The 23,221-nt window shown below is 71.8% G+C and carries 23 protein-coding genes; 8 read left to right on the top strand and 15 right to left on the bottom strand.

Annotated elements, in window-relative coordinates; all coding sequences use genetic code 11:
* Window positions 1-206 precede the first annotated feature (206 nt).
* Genes ABD691_RS17300 through ABD691_RS17325 form a run of 6 tightly spaced genes read left to right on the top strand, consistent with a single transcriptional unit; the run spans window position 207 to window position 5,739 of the window.
* Window positions 207-1,196 carry a Gfo/Idh/MocA family oxidoreductase gene (locus ABD691_RS17300; protein ID WP_344680874.1) on the top strand — a complete coding sequence of 330 codons (990 nt, stop codon included), beginning with the start codon at window positions 207-209 and terminating at the stop codon, window positions 1,194-1,196.
* Window positions 1,193-2,029 carry a sugar phosphate isomerase/epimerase family protein gene (locus tag ABD691_RS17305; RefSeq protein WP_344680875.1) on the top strand — a complete coding sequence of 279 codons (837 nt, stop codon included), beginning with the start codon at window positions 1,193-1,195 and terminating at the stop codon, window positions 2,027-2,029. The genes ABD691_RS17300 and ABD691_RS17305 overlap by 4 nt, the downstream gene beginning before the upstream one ends.
* Window positions 2,026-3,306, top strand: coding sequence for a M20/M25/M40 family metallo-hydrolase (locus ABD691_RS17310; RefSeq protein ID WP_344680877.1), 1,281 nt, complete (start codon window positions 2,026-2,028; stop codon window positions 3,304-3,306). Before ABD691_RS17305 ends, ABD691_RS17310 begins: the two co-directional genes overlap by 4 nt.
* Window positions 3,303-4,409: an Ldh family oxidoreductase gene (locus ABD691_RS17315; RefSeq protein ID WP_344680879.1), complete on the top strand. Its 1,107-nt coding sequence runs from the start codon at window positions 3,303-3,305 to the stop codon at window positions 4,407-4,409. Before ABD691_RS17310 ends, ABD691_RS17315 begins: the two co-directional genes overlap by 4 nt.
* Window positions 4,409-5,320, top strand: a complete 912-nt coding sequence (locus ABD691_RS17320; RefSeq protein ID WP_344680881.1) for a Gfo/Idh/MocA family protein — start codon at window positions 4,409-4,411, stop codon at window positions 5,318-5,320. The genes ABD691_RS17315 and ABD691_RS17320 overlap by 1 nt, the downstream gene beginning before the upstream one ends.
* Window positions 5,317-5,739, top strand: a complete 423-nt coding sequence (locus ABD691_RS17325; RefSeq protein WP_344680882.1) for a DUF6917 domain-containing protein — start codon at window positions 5,317-5,319, stop codon at window positions 5,737-5,739. Before ABD691_RS17320 ends, ABD691_RS17325 begins: the two co-directional genes overlap by 4 nt.
* 321 nt (window positions 5,740-6,060) lie before the next feature.
* Here ABD691_RS17325 and ABD691_RS17330 read toward each other — a convergent pair whose 3' ends face one another.
* The 4 genes from ABD691_RS17330 to ABD691_RS17345 all read right to left on the bottom strand — a co-directional run bounded on the left by ABD691_RS17330 (window position 6,061) and on the right by ABD691_RS17345 (window position 9,670).
* On the bottom strand, window positions 6,061-6,579 hold the full coding sequence (locus tag ABD691_RS17330; protein ID WP_344680883.1) for an EF-hand domain-containing protein: 519 nt from the start codon (window positions 6,577-6,579) through the stop codon (window positions 6,061-6,063).
* Window positions 6,580-6,799: 220 nt separating this feature from the next.
* Window positions 6,800-8,056 (bottom strand): nucleotide sugar dehydrogenase, encoded by a 1,257-nt coding sequence (locus ABD691_RS17335; RefSeq protein WP_344680885.1) that lies wholly within the window; start codon window positions 8,054-8,056, stop codon window positions 6,800-6,802.
* A gap of 76 nt (window positions 8,057-8,132) precedes the next feature.
* The gene (locus ABD691_RS17340; RefSeq protein ID WP_344680887.1) at window positions 8,133-8,429 is read right to left on the bottom strand and encodes a hypothetical protein; all 297 of its coding nucleotides are present in this window, start codon (window positions 8,427-8,429) and stop codon (window positions 8,133-8,135) included.
* A gap of 98 nt (window positions 8,430-8,527) precedes the next feature.
* Window positions 8,528-9,670: a hypothetical protein gene (locus ABD691_RS17345; RefSeq protein ID WP_344680889.1), complete on the bottom strand. Its 1,143-nt coding sequence runs from the start codon at window positions 9,668-9,670 to the stop codon at window positions 8,528-8,530.
* A 379-nt stretch (window positions 9,671-10,049) separates the two neighbouring features.
* Between ABD691_RS17345 and ABD691_RS17350 the strand changes: the two genes are divergently transcribed.
* Window positions 10,050-10,862 carry a bestrophin-like domain gene (locus ABD691_RS17350; RefSeq protein ID WP_344680891.1) on the top strand — a complete coding sequence of 271 codons (813 nt, stop codon included), beginning with the start codon at window positions 10,050-10,052 and terminating at the stop codon, window positions 10,860-10,862.
* A gap of 69 nt (window positions 10,863-10,931) precedes the next feature.
* On the opposite strand, the gene ABD691_RS17355 is transcribed toward ABD691_RS17350, so the two are convergent.
* The 8 genes from ABD691_RS17355 to ABD691_RS17390 all read right to left on the bottom strand — a co-directional run bounded on the left by ABD691_RS17355 (window position 10,932) and on the right by ABD691_RS17390 (window position 20,676).
* The gene (locus tag ABD691_RS17355) at window positions 10,932-12,461 is read right to left on the bottom strand and encodes an alkaline phosphatase D family protein (protein ID WP_344680893.1); all 1,530 of its coding nucleotides are present in this window, start codon (window positions 12,459-12,461) and stop codon (window positions 10,932-10,934) included.
* 102 nt (window positions 12,462-12,563) lie between these two features.
* Window positions 12,564-13,673: an amidohydrolase family protein gene (locus ABD691_RS17360; RefSeq protein WP_344680895.1), complete on the bottom strand. Its 1,110-nt coding sequence runs from the start codon at window positions 13,671-13,673 to the stop codon at window positions 12,564-12,566.
* Window positions 13,674-13,679: 6 nt separating this feature from the next.
* Complete coding sequence (locus ABD691_RS17365) at window positions 13,680-15,038, bottom strand: type I glutamate--ammonia ligase (protein ID WP_344680896.1); 1,359 nt, start codon at window positions 15,036-15,038, stop codon at window positions 13,680-13,682.
* A gap of 90 nt (window positions 15,039-15,128) precedes the next feature.
* The gene (locus ABD691_RS17370) at window positions 15,129-15,830 is read right to left on the bottom strand and encodes a MerR family transcriptional regulator (protein WP_344680897.1); all 702 of its coding nucleotides are present in this window, start codon (window positions 15,828-15,830) and stop codon (window positions 15,129-15,131) included.
* Window positions 15,831-15,927: 97 nt separating this feature from the next.
* Window positions 15,928-16,977: an SAM-dependent methyltransferase gene (locus tag ABD691_RS17375; RefSeq protein ID WP_344681324.1), complete on the bottom strand. Its 1,050-nt coding sequence runs from the start codon at window positions 16,975-16,977 to the stop codon at window positions 15,928-15,930.
* On the bottom strand, window positions 16,977-19,406 hold the full coding sequence (hrpB, locus tag ABD691_RS17380) for an ATP-dependent helicase HrpB (RefSeq protein WP_344680898.1): 2,430 nt from the start codon (window positions 19,404-19,406) through the stop codon (window positions 16,977-16,979). The genes ABD691_RS17375 and hrpB overlap by 1 nt, the downstream gene beginning before the upstream one ends.
* Before the next feature lie 57 nt (window positions 19,407-19,463).
* Window positions 19,464-20,087, bottom strand: coding sequence for a hypothetical protein (locus ABD691_RS17385; protein WP_344680899.1), 624 nt, complete (start codon window positions 20,085-20,087; stop codon window positions 19,464-19,466).
* A 178-nt stretch (window positions 20,088-20,265) separates the two neighbouring features.
* Window positions 20,266-20,676, bottom strand: coding sequence for a S8 family serine peptidase (locus ABD691_RS17390; protein WP_344680901.1), 411 nt, complete (start codon window positions 20,674-20,676; stop codon window positions 20,266-20,268).
* A 221-nt stretch (window positions 20,677-20,897) separates the two neighbouring features.
* Here ABD691_RS17390 and ABD691_RS17395 point away from each other — a divergent pair, with 221 nt between their 5' ends.
* Window positions 20,898-21,551: a biliverdin-producing heme oxygenase gene (locus ABD691_RS17395; protein ID WP_344680903.1), complete on the top strand. Its 654-nt coding sequence runs from the start codon at window positions 20,898-20,900 to the stop codon at window positions 21,549-21,551.
* On the opposite strand, the gene ABD691_RS17400 is transcribed toward ABD691_RS17395, so the two are convergent.
* Genes ABD691_RS17400 through folE form a run of 3 tightly spaced genes read right to left on the bottom strand, consistent with a single transcriptional unit; the run spans window position 21,546 to window position 23,188 of the window.
* Window positions 21,546-22,172, bottom strand: coding sequence for a TetR/AcrR family transcriptional regulator (locus ABD691_RS17400; RefSeq protein WP_344680905.1), 627 nt, complete (start codon window positions 22,170-22,172; stop codon window positions 21,546-21,548). The two genes, ABD691_RS17395 and ABD691_RS17400, sit on opposite strands and share 6 nt — an antisense overlap.
* Window positions 22,173-22,220: 48 nt before the next feature.
* The gene (locus ABD691_RS17405) at window positions 22,221-22,541 is read right to left on the bottom strand and encodes a DUF2470 domain-containing protein (RefSeq protein ID WP_344680907.1); all 321 of its coding nucleotides are present in this window, start codon (window positions 22,539-22,541) and stop codon (window positions 22,221-22,223) included.
* A 38-nt stretch (window positions 22,542-22,579) separates the two neighbouring features.
* The gene (folE, locus tag ABD691_RS17410; RefSeq protein ID WP_344680909.1) at window positions 22,580-23,188 is read right to left on the bottom strand and encodes a GTP cyclohydrolase I FolE; all 609 of its coding nucleotides are present in this window, start codon (window positions 23,186-23,188) and stop codon (window positions 22,580-22,582) included.
* Window positions 23,189-23,221: the final 33 nt, after the last annotated feature.

Genomic DNA, 23,221 nt, shown 5'->3' on the forward strand with positions numbered 1-23,221 from the left:
CGCGCACTCGCCCCGGGAAAGCTCGCACCGAACGCGAACGAGCTTTTTCACTCGTTACGGTGACGATCCGATGGGGACACCGCATCGGGTTGACGATCGCCGCGAGCGGGCGGTTATGGTTCGCCGGACGAAGCACCCGCCGCGCTCGCGGCCGGTTCCGCCGCTCTCTCACCACTTCCCCCTGACGAGGACGTCGACTCAGAACGATGCTGCAACCACTCGTGGTCGGACTCGGCCGAGCGGGGGCAGGGCTGCACCTGCGCGTGCTGGCCCAATCCCGTGCCGCACAACAGGAACTGTTCACCTCCGGTCCCGTCATCGCCTGCGATCCGCGCCCGGACGCGGTGTCCCGCCGGCCGGACGTCACCACCGCCGACTCCCTGGAGTCGGCGGTCGCGCTGGTGGATCCACTGTCCACTGTGGCCCATGTGTGCACCCCGCCGGTGGCCAGGATCGGCGTGATCAGCGAGCTCGCCGACCACGGGATCACCCGCTTCATCGTGGAAAAGCCGCTCGCGGCGGGCAGGAACGAGCTCGACGCGATCGACCGGATCCGCCGCGCGCGCGGGCTCGACCTCGTCGTCGTCGCGCACTGGCTCAGCGCCGAGCTGACCAGGCGGCTGGCCGAGCTCGTCGGTGGCGGGGACCTCGGCGCGCTGCGGTCGATCAGCTTCGCGCAGCACAAACCGCGGTTCTCCCGGTCCACCGCGACCGCAGGCCATCCCACGGCGTTCGACGTGGAGATCCCGCATTCCCTCGGCGTCGTCCTGCGGCTGGCCGGACCGGCGGAAGTGGTGGAGTCGCACTGCGCGGACATGCGGATCGGCGCGCGGACCGTCCCTGGCATGGGCGGTGCCCGGCTCGTGCTGCGGCACCGGTCCGGTGTGGTCACCGAGATCCGGTCCGATCTGACTTCTCCGGTCCAGGAACGCAGAATCCGGCTGGACTTCGAGCGGGGATCGGCGATCGGGCACTTCCCGCTCAGCGAGCACGACGACCACGCGCAGCTGACGATCGGGACCGAGCACCACGTCTTCCGCGACGACGCCCTGACGGCCTTCGTCACCGACGCCTACCGGCGGTTCCACGTGCCCGGGGCTTCGGCGGAATCCGACTTCGCGCTGCACCTGGACGCGGTGCGGCTGATCTGCGACGCCAAGGACAAGGCAGTACAGGCCAGGGAGGTACCGGCATGAACGTCCGGCTGACCGGGATCGGGGACGAAGCAGCACTCGGCCTGGCGGACCAGATCGCCGTCGCGGGGAAACTGGGCTGGCAGGCGCTCGAACTGCGCACGGTCGACGGGGTCGCGATGGCCGACCTGGACGCGGACGCGCTGCGCGGGGTGCGGGACCGGCTGCGCGAAGCGGAACTGGGCGTGGCCTGCCTCGCCTCGCGCATCGGCAGCTGGGCCCGGCCGATCACCGCGCCGTTCGGCCAGGACCTCGCCGAACTCGACGCCCTGGCCGAGCAGTGCGAGCTGCTGGGGACCGGCTACATCAGGATCATGTCCTACCCCAACGACGGGCTCGACGAGCGGGAGTGGGCGACCCGGGTCATCACCCGGATCAGCAGGCTCGCCGACCGCGCGGAGCGGGCCGGGGTCACGCTGGTGCACGAGAACTGCGCGGGCTGGGCGGGTTCGGACGGCGAGCGGATGCTGCGGCTCGTCACCGAGGTCGACAGCCCCGCGCTGCGCCTGCTGTTCGACACCGGCAACGGCATCGAGTACGGCTACGACGCCGCCGACCTGCTGGAGCAGATCCTGCCGCACGTCGTGCACGTCCACGTCAAGGACGGCGTCCGGACCGACGGCGGTGCCGTCTACACGCTGCCCGGCGACGGCGAGTCCCGGGTCCGGGACTGCCTGCGCAGGCTGCACACCGCCGGGTACGGCGGATGGCTGTCGCTGGAACCGCACCTGGCGGTCCGCCCGCACGAAGGTCTCCAGGCGGACGGGGATTCCGCGGCGCTGTTCGTGTCGGCGGCGCAGCGGCTGCACGACCTCACTCGGGAACTCCTGTCATGACGCGGTTATCCAACGAGGAACAAGATCTGCTGCTGCGACTGCTCCGCACCTGCACCGTCGGACCGTTGGAGGCCGAGCCCGACGATCCGCCCCCGGAGATCCGGCAGGCGCAGCTCGACTACGCACGGGCAGCGGAGAAGATCGGCCTGCGAGTCGTGCACCACGCCAGCCCTCCGCCCGGGACCGCCATCCGCGACGACGTGCCCGAAACGGTGCGGCAGGCCGCCCGGAACCCGGACTTCCTTGAACAGCAACCCAGTCTGGTGCTCCGCCTTGGTCCGGAGGCCCCTCGGGAACGCACCGTGATGTTCAACGTGCACCTGGACACGGTCGCCGGACTGGAGCCGGTCTCCTTCGACCGCTCCCGGTTCACCGGTCGCGGCGCGATCGACGCGAAGGGACCTGCGGTCGCGCTGCTCGCCGGAATCCGCGCGGCCAGAGCGCGCAGCCGTTCCGTCGGAACTGACGTCAGCGTCCTGGTCCAGGCCGTGTCCGGCGAAGAAGGCGGCGCGATGGGCACCTTCGGCACCCGCCCGCTGGTCGACGCCGGATTCGTGGGCCGCCTCAACGTCTTCTGCGAACCGACCGGCTTCCGCTACCTCCGCCGCGCGACCTCCGCGATGACCGCCTGCGTGCGGGTCGACGGGGACGGCGCGATCGACGACCGCCCCGACGCCGGCCACAACGCCACGGTTCTGCTCGGATTCCTCGCGCAGCACCTCGCGCGAACGCTCGACACCGGGGCCCGGTCCGGCCGGGTCTGCGTCGCCGGACTGCACACCGGCGACATGCACAACCGCGTGTACGGCTCCGGGCGCCTCCTGCTCAACCTCTCGTACGCGACCTCCGAGGAAGGCACCCTGCTGGAGCGGACCTTCGGCGACGCCCTGGCCGCCGGGCTCCGCGAGTTCAGGGCCCGGTTCGCCGCGAGCCGGGAATTCGCCCGCACCGCACGGGACTGCACGAAGATCACCACGCTCCACTGGCACAAGCGCGGTCTGCCGTGCCTCCGCTCGGCCCCGGACTGGGCGGACGAGCTGTTCGAGCGGTCCGGAATCCGGCGGTGGCCCGACGCCGACCCCGCCTTCACCTGCGACGCCATCTGGATGGACGGCGTCGCGGGCGCCCACACCGCCGTGTTCGGCCCGGGCTCCCTGGACGGCAACAACGCGCACGCCGAAGGGGAGTTCGCCGACCTCGCCGACCTGGAGGCGTTCGCCTCGGCCGTCTCCGACCTGCTCGTCAACTTCAACACCGGGAGGGGGAAGCGCGTATGACCATCCAGCGCACCGAAACAGGCACGGTCCGCGTCGACTACGCGGACCTGCTGTCGTTCACCACCGAACAGTTCGTCGGCAGGGGCATCCCGGTCGACCGGGCGCACACCGCCGCCTCGGCGCTGTGCTACGGCGACCTGACCGGCCTGGACTCGCACGGCCTGTTCAACCTGACCCGCCTCTACCTGCCGCTGTTCTCCCGCGACAGGGTCGATCCCGCGGCGCAGCCGCGCGTGCTGACCGATCTCGGCGCGTGCGCGGTCATCGACTCCGACCGGGCGCTCGGGCTCTGGGCCGCGGCGGAGGCGATGGACAGCGCGATCGACCGCGCCACCCGGCACGGCGTCGGGCTGATCTCGGTGCGCGGCGGAACCCACTTCGGCTGTGCGGGATTCCACGCCGCCAGGGCGGCCGAGCGGGGCATGATCGGCGTGATCGCCAGCAACTGCGGCGGGCAGCGTATCGCCCGCCCGCCGGGCGGTGCCGTCGCCATGCTCGGCACCAACCCGCTGAGCGTGGCCGCGCCCGCGCTCCCGGAGCACCCGTTCGTCCTCGACATGAGCACGACGGTGGTGCCCACCGGGAAGGTCCGCACCGCCGCCCGCCGCGGCGAGCCGATCCCGGAGGGCTGGCTGGTCGACGCGGGCGGTGCGGCCGTCACCGACCCGGCCGCGTTCGACCGGGGCGAGGCGTACCTGAACTGGCTCGGCGTGGACCGGAACACCGGTTCCTACAAGGGATTCGGGCTCGGTCTGGTCGTCGAACTGCTCTCCGCGCTGCTGTCCGGCTCCGGGGTCGGCCCGGCTCCCGAGGCGCTGCGCGGGGACGGCCGCCCGCACGGCACGGACGATGACATCGGGTTCTTCGTGCTGGCCATCGCACCGGAGATGCTGCGCCCCGGCCAGGACTTCACCGGTGCCGCGCGGTCGATGTTCGAAACGCTCACCTCCTGCCCGCCGGTGCACCCGGAGGAATCCGTGCGCTACCCGGGCTGGTGGGAGGCAGAGCGCGCGCTGGACCGCCGGCGCGACGGTGTCCCGCTCACCACCGCACTGCACGCCGAGCTGGTCGAGCTCGGGCTGGAACGCTGGGAGTCCGCCTGATGCGGATCGCGATCGTCGGCCTCGGCGTCATCTCGAAGTTCTACCTCGCCGCGATCGAGGAACTGCCCATGTGGGAGCTCGCGGCGGTGTGCGACGTCCGGGAGTCCGCAATGGACCCGCACCGGGACAGCGTCCCGTGCTTCAGCGACCACCAGCGGATGTTCGCCGAAACCGAGCTGGACGCGGTCGTCGTCACCGTGCCCAACGACGTGCACGGCGACATCTGCCGCGACGCGCTGTTCGCCGGAGTTCCCGTCTGCGTCGAGAAACCGCTGTCGGTCAGCGGTGCCGAAGGGCGGGAGCTCGACGCGCTGGCGCGCATGCGCAACGTGCCGCTGTTCACCGCGTTCCACCGCCGCTACAACGGGAACGTCCTCGATCTGCTGGCCAAGCAGCGCACCGCGGGCATCCCCATCCGGTCGATGACCGTGCGCTACCTCGAACTCATCGAGGAGCACATCGGGCAGGACACCTGGTACCTCGATCCGCAGCGCTGCGGCGGGGGCTGCGTCGCCGACAACGGGCCCAACGCTTTCGACCTGGTGCGCCTGTTCCTCGGTGACGTCGTGGTCTCCGACGTGTCGATCACCCGCGACGACCACGGCACTGACCGGCAGGCGACGGTCGCGCTGCGCACGAGCGCCGGAACGCCGGCGACGGTGGAGCTGGACTGGTCGCATCCGGGCGAGACCAAGGACGTCGAGATCGTCCTGGCGGACGGGACCACGTGGCGGGCGGACATGCTCGACGGCCACGCGGAGTTCAAGTCGTCGCTGTGGCACGAGTACCGCGGCATCCTGCGCGCGTTCGCCGAGGCGGGCCCGGTGCGCACCGGCAACGGCGGCCTGGCCGCGCTGGAACTGGTCGAGGACTGCTACCGGCGGGAAATGTCGATTCGGGAGGGATCGTGAGCAACTACGAGGAAGACGGCGCGAAGCGGGCCGTGCGCGGCACGCTCGTGAAGGTGCTGCTGCACCACCGGGACGAGCGCGGCATGTCGCTGGAGCCGCACGCGAGCCGCTGCGTGCAGCGCGGTGAGATCCACGAGCTCGTCACCACCGACCACGTCGAGACCGCTCCCGGTGCCCGCATCGACCGGGTCGGGTTCCTGGGCTTCGCCGAGATCACCGCAGGCGGGGTGATCGACCGCGGGGACCGGTTCTGGATCGGGGAGAACGTGGTGGGCACCGTTCTCGGCTTCGACGCGTGCCATTTCCCGAACCACTACAACATCCTGATCAGCACCAGAACTCCGGTCAGCGGCCGGGATCTAGGCCTGAGCCCGGAATTGCCGGTCGGATTCGAACCGGCCCTGGTTCCGGCGCTCTGACGAACACAGCGGGACCTGACAAACACGCCAGTCCGGCAAACACAGCAAAAGGCTCTCACGCAAGCGCCAAATAGGGCGTGATCGCGAATCTCCGCGATCACGCCCTATTTCTTTTTCTTCACCGGCCTCACGCACTCCGGATTCAGCTCGCGCTCTCCGACGGCATATTCCCAACGAATTCTCCGCTCGGAGATCTCAGCGCCGACCCCCGCCCGGCGGAAACAGCCGCGAACACGAAAACGGCCGGTGGCCCCGGAACGAATCCCGTAAACCACCGGCCGCACGTTCAGCCGGGGAACACCCGGCGAGCGTCAGAACCGATCAGCCGAGGAGCTCGACCTCGAGACGACCGAAGTGGTAGTCCCGCACGGCGCCGAGCAGCTCGTCGACCGACAGCTGGCCGTTGCCGTTGGTGTCCACCTTCTGGAAGGCCTCGGCGGCCTCGTCCGGGCTCACACCGACGCCCACCAGCCAGTTGGCGAACTCCTGGGCGTTGATCTGCCCGTCGCTGTTCTTGTCGCACAGGCCGATGATGCCCTGGACCACCGGGCCCAGCGCACGGTTGAAGCCCGCCTCGCCCTCCTGGAAGATCAGGTTCCCGGCGACGTTGAGGAACTGCTCCTTCGCGATGGAGTCGCTCCCGTTGGCGAGGTAGTCGAACAGGCCGCCGAAGGCGTCCTTCAGCTGCTGGACCTCGGGGGACGAGGCGTCCTTGCCGAACGCCTTCGCGATGTTCTGGGCCTCCCGGTCGAAGTCAGCCCGTTCGAGAGAGCCGTTGCCGTTGACGTCCCACTTGTCGAAGCGCTTCTGCAAGCGGTCGTTGGCGATGGCCGTAGTCATAAACCCGCACTTCCTTTCCCGATGGGATGACGCTACTGCAAATTGCCAGCGTCAACGGCTGAGTCCGAACTGGGAGACCCGCGGAGACCGCTGACGCCTTATCGCGTTGAACTTCTCTCGAAGCTCGACGCAATCCTATAATCCAGGCTCGACGCCCGTCAGTAACACTTTCTAGTGATACGGCGCCTACCTATCTGAAATGCATCGACTCCGGAGGCGCTCACAATAACGTGACGCGCCGCCCGAAAATCTGACCGCGCGTGTCGAGCAACGCGCATTCGGCTGACGACAGCACGGCGCGGTCGTAACACGAATGGTCCTGCAAGAGGATCGCCACATCAGAACGTCGCAACGCCGCCGCCAGATCGCTCTGGTGTGGAACGTCCGCACCGTCCACCGAGAACCGCTCGACGTGCGGATCGTGGTAGCTCACCGCGGCGCCGAGCGAGCGCAGTCCCCGCGCGATCGGCACCGCCGGAGTCTCCCGCGTGTCCGGCACATCCGGCTTGTACGAGACGCCGATCAGCAGAACCTCGGCCTCCTGCAACGGTTTCCCGGCGTCGGAGAGCATCCCGCGCGCCCGCGCCACCACGTGCTCGGGCATCCGGTCGTTGACCCCGCGGGCCGCCGACAGCATCGTGAACGCGAAGCCCTCGGCGTCGGCTTTGCTCGACAGGTACAGCGGATCGACCGGGATGCAGTGCCCGCCGACCCCCGGTCCCGGCGCGAAGGGGGCGAAGCCGAACGGCTTGGTGGCCGCGCAGTGCAGCACGTCCCACACGTCGATGCCGACCTGGTCGCAGAACAGCGCCACCTCGTTCACCAGCGCGATGTTGATGTAGCGGTAGGTGTTCTCCAGCAGCTTGGCCATCTCGGCCTCCCTGGTGCCGCGGGAGACGACCACCGAGTCGACGAGCCTGCTGTAGAAGGCGACGGCGAACTTCGCGCACAGCGGCGTGCACCCGCTCACGACCTTGGGCGTGTTGCGGATGCCGAAGTGGGGATTGCCCGGGTCGACGCGCTCCGGCGAGTAGGCGAGGTGGAAGTCGTCGCCGACGCGGAGTCCGCTGCCCCGCTCCAGGATCGGCCGCACCACTTCCTCCGTCGTCCCCGGGTAGCTCGTCGACTCCAGCACGACGAGAACACCCGGGTGCAGGTGCGGCGCCACGCTCTCCGCCGCCGCGCGCACCGCGCCGAGGTCCGGTTCGCCCTCCGTGAGACCGGTGGGCACGCAGATCACGACCGTTTCGGCGGAGGCGATCACCGCAGGGTCCGTGGTGGCCACGAACCCGGCCCCGACCATCGCCCGCACCGCGCTGTCCGGCACGTCGGCGACGTGCGAGCGGCCGGCGTTGAGCCCGTCGGCCACCTCCGCGCTGATGTCGAACCCGGCGACCGACATCCTCTCCTCGTAGGCCCGCCTGGCGAGCGGCAGTCCCACGTAACCCAGTCCGACCACGACGAGGTCGACGGACATTTCTCCCCCTCCTGCGAGATGACCACAACGACCGCGGGAAGGGTGGAGCCGCGGGGACGCGGCTCCACCCCGCCGGTCAGACCGAGAAGCTCGCGCTGGCCGGCGGAACGTGCACGCCGTACCCGGGCTGGACGACCATGCTCGGCCCGAGGCACAGCGGGTCCCCGTAGACCGTGACCGGCTCGTCGGTCTTGTTGATCAGCACGTGCGCCCCGAGCGGCAGCAGGTTGCAATCCGAGGGGTTCTCGTAGGTGCTGGCTTGCAGGATCTCGTTCGAGAACACGATGACGTCGCCGCTCGCCGCGGAGGCGGGCATGGCGGACGTTCCCACCAGCAAGGCCGCTCCGGCAAGCACCATGGCTACTCGTTTCATCTCTACCTCTCCCACACTGACGACCGCCCTTCGCGGTCGACGACTGGCACCCGCGCCGGGGCGCGGATGTTGCGATAACGCAGCGGTTTCCCCGCGGCCTACTTGCTCGCGCGGCTCGCGCTGGACAGCGCTCCGACGCTAACCATCATCACGAGCGCTCCGAGGATTCCGATGAATCCCGCCGTGCGCTCCGGGTTTTCGAGCGGACCACCGGAGTCCAGCCGCTCCGGCGGCGGCGCGGGCGGGACGCGATCGGCCTGGGCCGGGGCCACCGGCTGGGCCAGGGTCAGGACCGCCGAGTTCCGGGCCGAGCTGGTGAACGCCGCGACCACGCCGTCGACCACGGGCAGTCCGGTGGCCGACAGCGTCACCACAGCTCCCCGCCCCACCCGACAGGTGTACACAGTGGACTGATCAGGTTCGAGCCTGCCCACCGGCCGGACGCACGCGGCGGGCGATCCTCCTACGGCGACCTGCTCCAGCGGAACCGGGGAGGTGTTGCGCACCCGGACCCGGACCGTCGCCGGTCCGGTGTCCCCGCGTTCGGCCGGGACCTCTTCGAGTTCCAGCGCGATGGACGGCCGGAACCCGTTGGTCCGCAGCTCGGCGGACGCGGTCGCGATGCGGCCGGTGGTGTCGCGCCCGGTCACCGCCACCGACGTCGTCGTAGGCGCGGACTTCGCCGAGGTCCGGCAGATCGCCGTCTTCTCCGCGCTCGGCAACAGCATTCCGGGGATCGGGTCGCAACGCACGCCCTCGCCGGCCAGCGACAGCCCGGACAGGTCGACGTCGCCGATGTTGCGGATCCGCAGCTCGTGGACGGCGTCCGTGCCTTCCAGCACCAGCGCGCGGTTCTCCGCGGCCGACAGCTCGACCGCCGGAGGCGCGGGTGCGGGTTCCTCGACCCACCACACCACGTGCAGCGACCACGAATCCGCGCAGGGCGGTCCTCCGACGCTGACCGCGATGCCGTGCCGCCCGACCAGCGCGCCCAGCTGGGCCGCGAGATCCGCGCGGTCACCGGTGATGCGGTCCGGGATGAGCCGCGTCGCGCCGAAAAGCAGGGCAGGCGGGCCGTCGCAGTGCGACCCGGTCCACTCCAGGTCGGCCGCCGCGATCACGGCACCACGCGGGATGTCCAGTCTGGCGACCGAAGATCCGGTGCCGCGGATGGTCGTGTCACCGCCGGGTGTCGACCGGTCGACCTCCTGGACGCCCACCGGCATCGGTGCCAGGACCACGGCCACCACCAAGGCGGACAGGCACAGGCGGACCGCGCGCAGCGGTCGGTGTGACGGTGTGCTCCTGCGGCTCAAGGACAGCCTCTTCCGGAAAACGCCCGCGCCGCTGTGCCGCACGGAACTCTCGGATGTCGGACGCCGGAGAAGCTAGCTCGCGGAAAACCGTTCCACCGCAGCAGGGTTGCGGACCGAACTGCCTGCTCCCAGGCCCGGCGGGACAACGCGTGCCGGTTTCGCGAGATCGCGCGGGAAACGCAAGATCACCCAATGTAGTGAAGCTCGGAAAATTCGTTGCGCAGCAAGGTGATCCTGCTGCGGTTCCGCGGTTACCATCGCGGGCGTCGCCCTCGCGACCGCACGGCGCGCTGTCCCTGCTGCCGTGACTTCATCCCTTCCCGCAAGAGAAATCCGGGTTCCCGTGTTCTTCCTCCTGCTGCTCCTCGTCGTCCTGCCCGCTCTGCTCGTCGCCGGTGCGCTGCTGCTGGGCAGACGCCGGAAAAGAACCTCGGCGGAGTCCGACTCCGACTCGCTGGGGTTCGTCGGCGGCGTCCTCAACGCGCTGTTCACCGTCGTGCTGGCCTTCTACGTCGTGTTCTCCTGGCAGACCGGCGACGACATCGAGAAGGCGGCGACCGCCGAAGCCAACGCGCTCACCGACGCGCACTGGCAGATGAGCGCGGCGCCGGAACCCGCCGCCTCCACCATCCGCACGCTCCTGACGCAGTACGCGGCGCGGGTCGCCGACCACGAGTGGCCCGCGCTGGACGCCGGTCGCGCCGATCCCGGCACCGACGCGATCCTGACGTCGCTGCGCGCCGAGGTCATCGGACTGCCTGCCGACACCGAGCTGCAGAAGGCGGCGCGCGAGCAGGCGACCCAGGACGTCCGGCTGATCGACGAGAACCACCGGGAGCGCGTCGACCAGGCCACCGACGACCAGTTCTTCACCGTCATCCTGCTGATCGGCACCATCCTCGGTGCGCTGCTCATGGTGGTCTTCCCGCTGCTGGTCGGGATCAGCCCCACCACGGCGAACATCGCGAGCATGGCGCTGCTGACCGCGGTGCTCGGCTGCACGGTGTTCATGTCGCTGGAACTCCTGCATCCGCTGCACGGTGCGTTCGGGGCCGATCCCGATGCGTTCCGGATCGCTTTGGAAAGCCTCGGAGTTCCGGCGCCGACCGGTACCTGAGGGTTCCAGCGCCGAACGGGCCGGTCCGACCTCGCGTCGGGCCGGCCCGTTCGCTTGTCCGCCGTTCGCTCAGGCCGGGTGCAGGGTCGAATCCCCGTCGGCGACGACGAAACTCGCCTCCGTGCGGGCCGGGGCTCCGGCACTGGTCACGTACGGCAGCACCCGGAAGTCCGCCCTGAGCTCACCGCCGGAGATCAGGGTTCGCACGTATCCCCTGCGGTTCTTGTAGAACTTCAGGTGCGGGTTCTCGTCGAGCGCGACGTTCGACCCGTCGTCGCCGTCGCCTCCGCTGGTGATCGACGTGGCGACGAGCTCGACGCCGACGCTCGGCGCGTCCGGGCGGTCGTAGTCCTGCTTGATCTCCCCGGCCCAGTGCCGGTGCACGTCTCCGGTCAGCACAACGGGATTGCGCACTCCGGCGTCGACCCAGCCCGCGACGATCCGGTCGCGGTTGGCCGCGTAGCCGTCCCAGGCATCCATGCTGTGCCGTTCCTCCGGACCGGCCGCGAGGTCCCGTTCGGCGAAGAACACCTGCTGGCCGAGCACGTCCCAGCGGGCGCTCGACTGCCGGAAACCGTCGAGCAGCCACTGCTGCTGGTCCGCGCCGACGATCGTGCGGCGGGTGTCGAGCCTGCCGGTTTCGGCGCCGTCGCCGGAAAGCTGGTCGTCGCGGTACTGGCGGGTGTCGAGCATGTGGAAGGTGGCCAGGCCGCCCCACTGGATCCGCCGGTACAGCTGCATGTCGATGCCCTGCGGCGCCGACGTCCGCCGCAGCGGCATGTTCTCGTAGTAGGCCTGGAAAGCCGCCTTGCGGCGCTCCAGGAAGTTCGGGTCCGGCTGCTCCGGGACCTCGTCGGCCCAGTTGTTCTCCAGCTCGTGGTCGTCGAACACGACCAGCCACGGCGCCACCGAGTGCGCGAACTGCAGGTCCGGGTCGGTCTTGTACTGGGCGTGGCGCCGCCGGTAGTCGGCGAGGGTCATGGTCTCGGCACCGGCGACCTGCCGGACGGCGGTCGGCCCGGTCGGACCCTCGTACTGGTAGTCGCCCAGGTGCAGCACCAGCCCCGGCTGGTCCTCGGCGAGCCGCCGGTAGGCGGTGAAGTAGCCCGCGCCCCAGTTCGAGCAGGAGGCGAAGCACATCGTCAGCGGCGGGCCCAGCAGGCCCGGTGCCGGGGCCGTGCGGGTCCGGCCCGCCGGGGAGAGGTGACCGTCGGCCCGGAAGCGGTAGAAGTACTCGCGGCCCGGTTCGAGACCGGCGGGCTCGACGTGGACGGTGTGCGCCGACTGCGGCGTGGCGTCCTCGACGCCGCGGCGCACGATCCGGCCGAACCGCTCGTCCTCGGCGATCTCCCACTCCACCGGCACGACCCGGTCCGGCATCCCGCCGAGCCCGTTGTCGTCGAGCGGGCGCGGAGCGAGCCTGGTCCACAGCACGAACCCGTCGGGCGACGGGTCGCCGGAGGCCACGCCGAGGGTGAACGGGTCGTCCAGCCGGCGGGACGCCGTGGCCATTCCCGGGGCCATCAGGGTTCCGCCGAGAACGGCGGCGCCGGTGAGGACGGTCCGGCGCGACACCGGTGATCCGCTGGGTTCTGGCATGTGCACCTCCGGTCAGGTGTGACAGGACGGCACAGATCCGAACCCCACGACGTGAACACAGCCGCGGCCGGTGGTGAGCAGCAGGCGAAATCTCGGAGTCGCCTACGCCGCGACGCGGTAGGCGCGGGCGGCGTTGCTCGCCGCGATGCCCGCGACCAGCCGCTCGGCGTCACCACTGGTCAGCACGCCCTCCGCGATCCACTGGTCCACCAGGCGCCCGCACTGCTCGCGCCAGACCACGGCGCCGAGGTGGTGCAGCTCCGGGAGCCCGTAGCCGTCGGAGGAGTAGCAGACCGCGCGCCACGGCGCGATTTCCAGCGTTTCGGCGAGCACCGCCGCGGCGCGGGCGCCGACGTGCGGGATGGTCAATCCCAGATCCACCAGCACGTGCGGGAATACCTGGGCCAGGTACGCCGCGTTGCGGTGGTAGGGCCAGCAGTGCAGGAGGACCACGGTGACGCCAGTGTCCCTTGTGGACTTCAAGAGTCCGGTGAGCCGGGCGGGGTCGGCGCCGAGCAGGTGCAGGTCGGGGTCGCCGAAGCCGGTGTGGAACTGCAACGGCAGCGCCAGCTCCGCACCGATCTCGGCGCCGAGGTGGACCAGCCACCCGAGCAGGTCCGGGTCGGCCAGCCTGCCGCCTCCGGCGGACAGCCACCGCGACGCGGCGCAGGCGACCGTCGCCGGGCTCGGCCGCCGCTCCGGGACTTCGAGACCGGTGCGGTAGGCCACGACGCTCTTGAGCCCGGCCGCGTCCGCGGCTCTGGCGCGGAGTTCCCGCTCCACCGCGTCCGCGAACCCGCCCGCCGCGACACCGGTCGCCGCGACGTCCTCGGCGACCGCCTCCAACCGCACGATCTCCCGCACCGATCCCGCCGCCAGCTCGCCGAACTCGGCGAGTCCGGTCAGCTCCGCGGTGGCGAATCCGGTGTCCACCAACCACGTCGTGGTCCCGGAGGCGCGAAGCAGGCGGCGGGTGACCTCGCGCCATCCGAGTTCCCGGCGCCGGGTCAGGTAGTCCTCGGCCGCTGCGTGCGGCGCGAGGTCGAGCACCGGTGCGCACAGCCGGCGAAGGGTCACGCCCAGCATGGACTCGAACGGGGCGCGCGGCAGGTCGCCCTCGGTCATCAGCAGTTCGAAACCGACCCGGTCGAGGTCGGCGTCGCGGACGCCGTGGCAGTGCTGGTCGAGCAGCGCGAGGTCGTCGGTGAGCATCCGCGCCTACCAGTGCCAGCGGGTCAGGGCGGTCAGCTCGGCGGGGTCGGCGTCGGCGAAGCGCCGCGCCTCCGCCCGGCGGACGGTCACCACGGCGTCGTGCAGGACCTCCCCCATCGCCTCGGCCAGGACGGCCGAACCGGCCAGCGCCTCGGCCGACTCCGCGGCGGTGGCGGGCAGCCGCGGGATGCCGTGGCCCTCCGGGAACAGCGCGGGGTCACCGGCGATCTCCGGCGGAAGCCGCAGGCCCGCCCGCAGACCGGCGGCCCCGGCGGCGAGCACCGAGCCGACGACCAGGTACGGGTTCCCGGTGGCGTCGAGGCACTTCACCTCCGCGTTCGCCGCCCATTGCTCGGTCCCGGCCGTTCCGGTCACCAGGCGCAGGCCCGCCTCGCGCGTCTCCCGGCCCCACGCCTGCCAGACCCCGGCCCAGCGGGACGGCTCCAGCCGTAGGAAGCTCGCCGGGTTGCCGGCTCCGACCGCCTGCAGCGCTGGGAGCTCCGCCAGCACCCCGGCCAGGAACGCCTCGCCCTCCGGGCGGAGCCCGTGCGGCCCGGCGCCTCCGGCGAACAGGTTGCCGCGTTCGTCGTGGGCCGACAGGTGCAGGTGCGCGCCCGACCCGGGCAGTCCGGGGAACAGGCACGGCGCGAAGCTGGCGCGCCAGCCGTGCTCGTGGGCGACCCGCCGGACGGTGTGCCGGACCAGGATCGCGTCGTCGGCAGCGGTCACCGGATCGGTCGCCGCCACCGAGAGCTCCACCTGCCCGGCGGTGTACTCCGGGTGGAACTGCTGGACTTCCAGCCCCTGCGCGTGCAGCGCGGCGACCAAGTGGCGGGCGTAGCCGGCGGCCTGCTCCAGCCGCGTCAGGCCGTACGCGGCCCCGGTCAGCGCGGGTACGAACTCGTCGGTGCCGCCCTGCCCCAACGCCCATTCGTGCTCGAACGCCGCCCGCACCCGCAGCCCGAGGCGCCGGGCCTGCTCCGCGGCGAAGTTCCGCTGGCAGGCGGGGAAACGACCGCCCTCCTGCACGAACTTGTCGGCCGGGGCCCACGCCCACCCGAGCTGGGCGGCCAGCGGCACGATCCGGTCCAGGTCGGGGACGAGCCGCAGGTCCCCGTCCGGCCCGCCCAGGAACCGGCCCTGCTCCAGCACGTCGTCGAAGGTGAAGGTCTCGAAGCAGGGCGAGGCGCCGACGCCGTAGCGCTGCGCGGCGCCCAACCGGTCCAGCGGAACGGACTTCACCCGCACCACCCCGGCGTTATCCACAAAGGACAGTTCGGTCATCGAGACGCCTGCGGCGCGCAGCCGGGCGACGACGGCACCGAGATCGGGTCGCTCTGCCGCCGGAATCCGGGCTTGGCTCATCTGGTCCTCCCTGGCTCTCCCGCGAACGTACTCCCCGGGCGTTGAGCTCGCCGCCGTTGCTCATCACGCCGACGACGACGTGCGAGCCGGTCAGCGGAAGTCGTTGACGTAGTGGTGCAGGTGGCTCGCGCCTTCGAGCATCGCGGTCGCCTGCGCGGTGATCGCGCCCTGCCGGTCGGAGATGGCCGCGCGGAGCGCGTCGCTGCTGCCCGCGCGGCGCAGGTCGTCCAGCACCGATGCGATCTCCGGCAGCCGGTAGTGGGCCTGCCGGAGCATGCTGATCATCCGCGCGTCGCGGACGTCGGCCGGGGTGAACCGGCGGTAGCCGGTGGCCCGGTCGCGTTGCGGGAACAGCAGTCCGGCCGACTCCCAGGTCCGCAGCGCCGAGGTGCGGACGCCGACGAAGGCCGCGGCGTCGCCGATCGGCACGTCCGACCGCGGTAGCGCCGGGGTGTCCTGCTCGGCGATCGCCTCCAGGGCTTCGCCCGTCGCGCGGAGCGCGCGGCGCTGTTCGTGCAGGGCGGCGTGCCCCGCGTCCACCAAGGTCAGCGCGAGCGGCAGGTCGTCGTCGTGCACGGCGCGCATGATCGCCTGCGCGCGGTCCGGCCCGAAACCGCGCTGGAGCGCCCGGTACGCGAGCAGCGCGGCGCGGTGCTGCTCGCCGAAGGCGCGGTACCCGCTGTCGGTGCGCGGGACCGGCGGCAGGATTCCCGCGTCGGCGTAGTTGCGGACCTGCTGGGTCGAGATGCCCGCCACCCGCGCCAGGTCCACGGGGCGCAGTCTGCGTTCCATCCGCTCTCTTCCGAGGTTCCCGGCCGTTCCGGATTCGCGGCCCGTTCGCCCCATTGTAGAGAGGCCCACTGTCCGCTGTGGACGGAACTCGCGCCGATCAGGGCTTGCGCAGTATTCCGCCGTACTCGTAGTGCCCGAGCTCCTCGTCGGTCGCTCCGACGAAAGCGGCCAGCGGCGCCGGCACCGCCTCCAGCGGCGGCTGGTCCGGGTCGGGCCGCCAGTCCCGGAGGTTGACCATGCCCGGCTCGACCGGCTCCAGCCCGTCGAGCAGCGCGTCCACCTCGGCCGGGGTGCGGGTCTGCCAGGGGATGCCGGAGCCCTCGGCCAGCTCGCTCATCTCCGCTCCCCTGGCCGGGTCGTCGTGCACGATCTGGGAGAAGGCCAGGTAGCTGCCCGGGGCCGCGACCTCGTCGATGACGTGCCGGACGGTGTGCCGCACGCCCCGGCCGACCTGGTCGGAGTCCTTGAGGTAGTGCCCGGTGGACAGGAACAGCAGCGCGACCGGCTCGGCGAAGTCGATGAGCGCGCGGGTGTCGGGGTGGTCCACGACCGATTCCGGCTCTCGCATGTCGGCGGTGATGACGGCCGTCGCGTCGTTGTCGGCGAGCAGGGCTCGTCCGTGGACGAGCACGATGGGGTCGATGTCGACGTAGACCACGCGCGCCTCCGGGTCGAACCGCTGCGCGACCTGGTGCACGTTGTCCTCGGCGGGAAGCCCGAAACCCAGGTCGATGAACTGACGGATCCCGGCGTCGCGCACCAGGTGGCGGACCGCGCGGTAGAGGAACAGGCGGTTCTGCCGCGCGATGTCGACGCATTCCGGGAAGCCCTGCAACGTCCGCAGCATGAACTCGCGGTCGACCGCGAAGTTGTCCTTGCCGCCCAGCATCCAGCTGTAGGCTCGGGCCGAAGTCGGCCGGTCGAGCGGGATGGAGTCGTTCCCCGGTCGTTTGTCAGCTGGCCGTTCGCCCGTGGCCATGCCGCCCCCATTCCGGCAGCCCCATTTTCCGGCAACCCCATTTCCGGCGGCCCCATTTCGGCAGCCCCGCTTCCGGCAGCCCACTTCCAACCGCTGCCGGACGCTTCCGAACCCTACCGGAAGATCGACTTCGCGACACCGGCGCGAGAACCGCGCGGTCGCCACCATCAGCCGTTCGGCCCAGTACCCCGGCGCGTTCGGCGGGTCGGGGTCGCAGCAGCCGGGTCCTCGGGCCACGGGTGCTTCGGATAGCGGCCCCGGAGGTCGGCGCGCACCTGCGGGTATCCGTTGCGCCAGAACGATTCCAGGTCGGCGGTGACCGCGGCGGCGCGGCCCGCGGGCGAGAGCAGGTGCAGCACGACCGGCACCCGCCCGTCGGCGATGCGCGGCACGTCGCGCCAGCCGAAGACCTCCTGGAGCTTGACCGGCAGGACCGGCTGCTCGTCCTGGTAGTCGACCCGGATCCGGGAGCCGGAGGGGACTTCGACGCGGTCCGGTGCGAGCTCGTCCAGCCTGCCGGCCTCAGCCCACGGGACCAGCCGGCGCAAGGCGCTGCCCGCCGGGATACCGCGCAGGTCGGACCGCCGCCTGGCCCCCGAGAGCTCGGGCTCCAGCCACTGGTCCGCGGTGGCCAGCAGCGCGGCGTCGTCGGTCGCGGGCCAGGCGTCGCCGAGCGCGGAGCGCAGGAACCCGAGGCGCTGGCGCAGCCGCCGCGCGTCGTCGGTCCAGTGCAGCAGTTCCAGCCCTTCGGCACGCAGGCCGTCCAGCAGCGCCCGGCGGACCTCGGCCGGATCCGGCTCCCGGATCGGACGTTCGGCCAGCGTGATGGCGCCGAGGCGTTCCACGCGGACCGCCCGCACGTCGCCGTCGGTCCAGCCGACCTCGTCGGAGGTCGTGACCAGCGCGGGAGCCGCGTCGCGGGCCAGTGCCTCGTCGGCGGGCGCGGCCAGCCGGACCGTGCCGGAGGCGCTGCCCGGCGCGCGGTCGGCGACGGCGATCGCGAGCCATTCCGAGTCCTGCAGGCCCGAGTTCCCAGGCACCTCCACCGCCGTGCCGGACGCCATCAGGTACACCGGCGACCCCGCCGACCGGCGGCGGGCCAGACGCTCCGGATGCGCGAGGGCGACGACCTGCGCCGCGTCGCCAGTGCCCGCGTGCGGCTGCACCGACGACCGCAGCCTGCGCACTTCCCGTCGCCAGCGATCGGTTCCCGCAGTGCCTCGGCGCAACCGCGCGAGCGCCTCCACGACGTCGGTTTCGGTTGTCAGGGCGTCGTTGTCGAGCAGGGCGACGACCTCGGCGGTGATATCGGTTCCGGCCGTTTCCCGGCCGTCGAGCAGCGCGCGGGCCAGCCTCGGGTGCAGGCCCAGCTCGGCCATCCGGCGCCCCCTGCCGGTCACCGCGCCGGAGCGTTCCAGCGCCCCGAGACCGCGCAGCACCTCGCGCCCGGCCGCGAGCGGGCCCGCGGGCGGCTCGTCCCACCACGTCAGCGCGGAGCCGTCCGGGGTTCCCCAGCAGGCCAGCTCCAGCGCGAGCCGGGTCAGCTCGGCGGTGCGGATCTCCGGTTCCGGGTAGGCGGGCAGCGTGCTGTGCTCGTGCTCCGGCCAGCAGCGGTAGACCGCGCCCGGCGCCTCCCGTCCGGCGCGGCCCCCGCGCTGGTCGGCGACCGCGGCCGACACCCGGACCGTGGCCAGCCCGGACAGCCCGCGCCGGGTGTCCACACGCGACACCCGAGCCAGGCCGGAGTCGACGACGGCGCGCACGCCCGGCACGGTCAGGCTCGACTCCGCGACCGCGGTCGCCAGCACCACGCGTCGCCGTTTTCCGATGCGCAGAGCCGAATCCTGCTGGGCGTGGGGCAGCCTGCCGTGCAGCGGAAGAACATCCACATCGGACCCGTCCAGCAAGCCGGCGACCCGGCGGATCTCCCCCGCTCCGGGCAGGAACGCCAGCACGTCGCCGTCCTGCTCGGCCAGCGCGGTGCGGACACCGCGCGCCACGCAGGACTCGATCCGCTCGCCGCGGCCCGGCGGCAGGTAGGTGGTGCGCACGGGGAACGTGCGGGCCTTCGCCTCCAGGACGGGCGCGCCGCCGAGGAGTTCGGCCGCGCGCCCGGACGCCACCGTCGCCGACGTCGCCAGGATCCGCAGGTCCGGCCGCAGCCCCTCGCGCGCGTCGAGCAGCAGTGCCAGCAGCAGGTCGGCGTCGAGGTGCCGCTCGTGGCACTCGTCGAGCACCACCACGTCAACACCGGCGAGCTCCGGGTCCGACTGGAGGCGCCGCACGAGCAGCCCGGAGGTCACCACCTCGACGACCGTGTCCGCGCCACGGCGCCGCTCGCCGCGCACCGAGTACCCGACGCGCTGCCCGACGTCCTCGCCGAGCAGCGCGGCCATCCGCTCGGCCGCCGCCCGGGTCGCCAGCCGCCGCGGCTCGGCCACCACGACGCGCGCTCCCCGCTCGGCGAGCGCGAGCGGCACCAGCGTCGTCTTGCCGGTGCCGGGCGGGGCGACCAGCACCGCGGTGCCGTGCTCGGACAGCGCGGCGGAGACGTCGTCGAGGACCGCGCGGACGGGGAGATCGGGGAACTCGGGCATAGCGGGACCATCCTGCCCGACCGCCGGGAACCCCCGCGGACCGCTACTGCCCGGGCGTCACTGCGGTGGCTGCTGTTGCGGCTGGGGCGGCTGCTGGGGCTGGGTGAACGCCTTGCACTCCGGCGCCTGCTGCGCCGCGTCGTTGAGCTCCTGGTTGTCGCCCAGCTTCGCCAGCGCGGCGTCGAGGTTGAGCTGCTTGCCCTTGTCCAGCTCCTGCTGGACGGCGTTCATGCCCTCCTGGAACCGCTGCCGGTCGGTCGGGTCGGCCTGGGCCGCCTTGTCCTGGGCGGTCCGCAGGATGTCGCGGACCTGGACGAACCCCTGCTCGAAGCTGTCGCTGACCTGGTCCGCGCCGGAGACCGGGGACGGTCCCATCGACTGCAGCCCGCGGACGGTGTCGTCGGCGGCCTGCGCCGAAGCACCGATCTGGTCCTGCACGGACTGCTTGTAGCGGGCGGTGTTGGACTTGTCGACGCCGGGGAGCTTCTGCTGGGCTTCGGAGAACCGGGCGACCTCACCGCACATCCGGCCCACCCACGCGATCCCCTCCGGCGAGGGGGCCGCGGCCTGCGGTGCCGGTGGCGGGGCGGGCTGGGTGGCCGGGCCGCCGCCCTGGGCGCACCCGGCGAGGGCCAGCGGAACGGCGGCGAGTGCCGCGACGGACGTCGAACGGATCTTCATTCGCACTCCACGGAACAGATCGGAGTTGCCTCACCGTGCAGCCCCGACTCTCTCCCATCCCCACCCGCCCGCCGAAACCCGGGGTGCCCGATCGAGTGAAACCCCTGCGCACGGCCCCTGGAGGCGCGGGCTCGCACCCGTCCACACTGGACGGACGCACGCCCGGCGGAGCCGGTGCTCAGCCTCCCAGCCCGCTGACGTTGAGCAGCTGGTTGGACACGCCGCGGACGTCGCTGATCTTGCCCGGGGCAGAGCTCCTGAGGATCCTGGCGTCGGCGACCGGTTCGCGCGGCCTGCCGTTGAGCTCGAGCGCGAGCGCCCCGGCGACGTGCGGGGTGGCCATGGACGTGCCGCCCATCTCGCCGCTGCCACCGCCCTGGGTGGTGGAGGTGATGGTGCTGCCGGGCGCGAACAGGTCGGCGCAGCGGCCGAAGTTGGACGATCCGGCCTGGTAGATGCTGCGCGCGTCCGGCGGTCGGACGCGGCCACCATGAGCGCGTCGGGCGCGCTTGCCGGGCTGGTCCCGCAGGCATCCTTGCCCTCGTTGCCCGCGGCGTCCGCAGGTCCGAGGCGTCGGCGTCGTTGTCATCGATGCGTGGCGGTACCGATCTGTTGGGAGCTGCGGACGATCAGACCGGCCACTGTGGGTGCAGGCGGTTCCGGGCCTTTCGAGGGGGCGTCGCCCCGACCGCCGCACCGACGAGTCAACCGGCGACTTCCTGACGTGGTGTCGCATTAACGTGACAAGTTGTCATATCCTTCGGGCGGTCCGTCGGACCAGCACGCGACCCAGAGCCTCCGGGAGCACCGATGCCGCAGACCGCCGAGCCGATGGGAGCGCGGTTCTCCGCCGCGCTCCGGACGACGACCTGGGCCGACCACGAGCAGGCCGAGTCCGCCGGCTACATGCGGGCGATGCTGGCGGGCGAGCTCCCGGTCACCGCCTACACCGACCTGGTCGCCCAGCACTACTTCGCCTACCGGGTTCTCGAAGAGGCCGCCGCGGCGATGCGCGAAGACCCGGTGGCCGGCCGGTTCGTCTTCGACGAGCTGACCCGGCTGCCCGCGCTGGAACGCGACCTGGAGCACCTGGCGGGCGCGGACTGGCGGGAGCGGATCCGGCCGAACCGGGCCACCGAGCGGTACTGCGAGCGGATGCGCGAGGTGTGCTTCGACTGGCCCGGCGGGTTCGTCGCGCACAGCTACACCCGCTACCTCGGCGACCTGTCCGGCGGGCAGGCGATCCGCGTCGCCGTCGAGCGGACCTACGGCTTCACCGGCGGCGACGGCGTGCGCTTCTACCTGTTCCCCGGCATCCCGAAGCACCGCGAGTTCAAGGACGGCTACCGGCGGCGGCTGGACGAAACGGGGTGGTCGGCGGTGGAGCAGGCCCAGGTCATCGACGAGGTGCGGGTGGCCTACCGGCTCAACACCGAGGTGCTGGTCGAGCTGGGGCGGTCATGAGGCGGGCAGCCGGCGGGGACGTCCGTCCCGGTCCAGCCGCGCGCCGAGCCCGCGCAGCACGAACGCGGTGGTGACCTCGATGGCCCGCTCCAGCCGCTGCCCGGCCAGCCCGGCCGCGCGCTGCGAGATCGTGCCCGCCAGCACCGGCATCAGCACGTCGAGGTCCTCGCGCGGCAGGTAGCGCTCCCGCATCGCACGTTCCAGGATGTCGCGCAGCTGGTCCCAAAGCGGGGCGACGTGCTCGTACATCTGCCTGCGGCCGGCCTCGGAGAGCACGCCGGACAGCGCGCCCGCGGACAGGTGCTGGGTGGCCAGCTCGGTGAGCTGCATCCGAATGAAGGCCCGCAGCTGGTCGACCGGGTCGGACCGGGCGGCCAGGTCGCGGACCAGGCGGTCGACGTAGCGCTGCGTCTCGTGGTGGGCGTGGGCAAGCAGCAGCGTTTCCTTGTCCTTGAAGTAGTTGTACATCGCCGTGCGGCTCACGCCCGCCCGCGCCGCGACGTCGGCCAGGGTCAGCGCGGCGTACCCGCGTTCCTCCGCCAGCCGCGCCAGCGCGGAGAAGATGCGGTCGTGCATCTGCTCGCGGTGCTCCTCCAGCGAGCTTCCGATGATCTTCGGCACGGTGGCTGTCTCTTCGCGCTCGAGGGGTGCCGCGGGGCACCCGCGAGGTCACTGGTGGTCGCCGCCGGTGCGCGGCGGAACTCCGAGAATGTCACACGCTTCGCGGTGCATCCGGACCACCTCGGCCCGGATCTCGGCGCGTTCGGTCAGCGGCCTGCTCCACGGGATCCGCACCTCGACACCACCCTCGCCCGCCTGCGCGTCGAACGAGATGGCCTCGCCGTCGACGCCGGTGGCGGTCGCGCTGGTGGCCTCCGGCAGCCCGCCGAGCGCCCGGACGATGAGCAGCGAGTCCGCGGCGTGGTCCTCGTTCATGTGCCGCACGACCGCGTCGACCACCTGCTGGTCGAACGGATTGGGCTTGCTCATCGGCGCTGTCCTCCCGGAGTCGGCGTCAGGACAGCATGTCACGAAACCTTGCCGTTGACCCCGGTGAGGGCGAAGAACTCCTGCCGCGAACGGGCGTCCTTGCGCAGCGTGCCGAGCAGCGTGGAGGTCACGGTGCTGGAGCCGGTGGCCTGCACCCCGCGCAGCGTCATGCAGCTGTGCTCGGCTTCGATGACGACCCCGACCCCCTTGGGCCGCAGCTGCTCGCGCAGCCAGTCGGCGACCTGCTTGGTCAGCCGCTCCTGGACCTGCGGGCGGCAGGCGAAGTGCTCGACGACCCGGGCCAGCTTGGACAGCCCGAGGATCCGCTCGCCGGGCAGGTACCCGACGTGGGCGACGCCGACGAACGGCAGCAGGTGGTGTTCGCACACCGACCGCACCGGGATCGACCGCGCCAGCACGAGTTCGTCGTAGTTCTCCTCGTTCGGGAACGTCGTCAGGTCGAACGGCCGCGGCGTGAACAGCTCCGCGTACGCGCGGGCCATCCGGCCCGGCGTGCCCCGCAGGCTCTCGGAGTCGGTCGAGATGCCCAGCGCCCGCAGCAGGTCCCCGGCCGCCTTCTCGGCGGCGGGCAGGTCGATCTCGCTGTCGGGCTCGTGGACGACGTGCAGGGCGGGGGCCGGTGCCATGGTGTTCCTCGAATCGGTTGCGGGCAACGCTCC

Source organism: Saccharopolyspora taberi (genome assembly GCF_039534165.1).
GTDB classification, from domain to species: Bacteria; Actinomycetota; Actinomycetes; order Mycobacteriales; family Pseudonocardiaceae; genus Saccharopolyspora_D; species Saccharopolyspora_D taberi.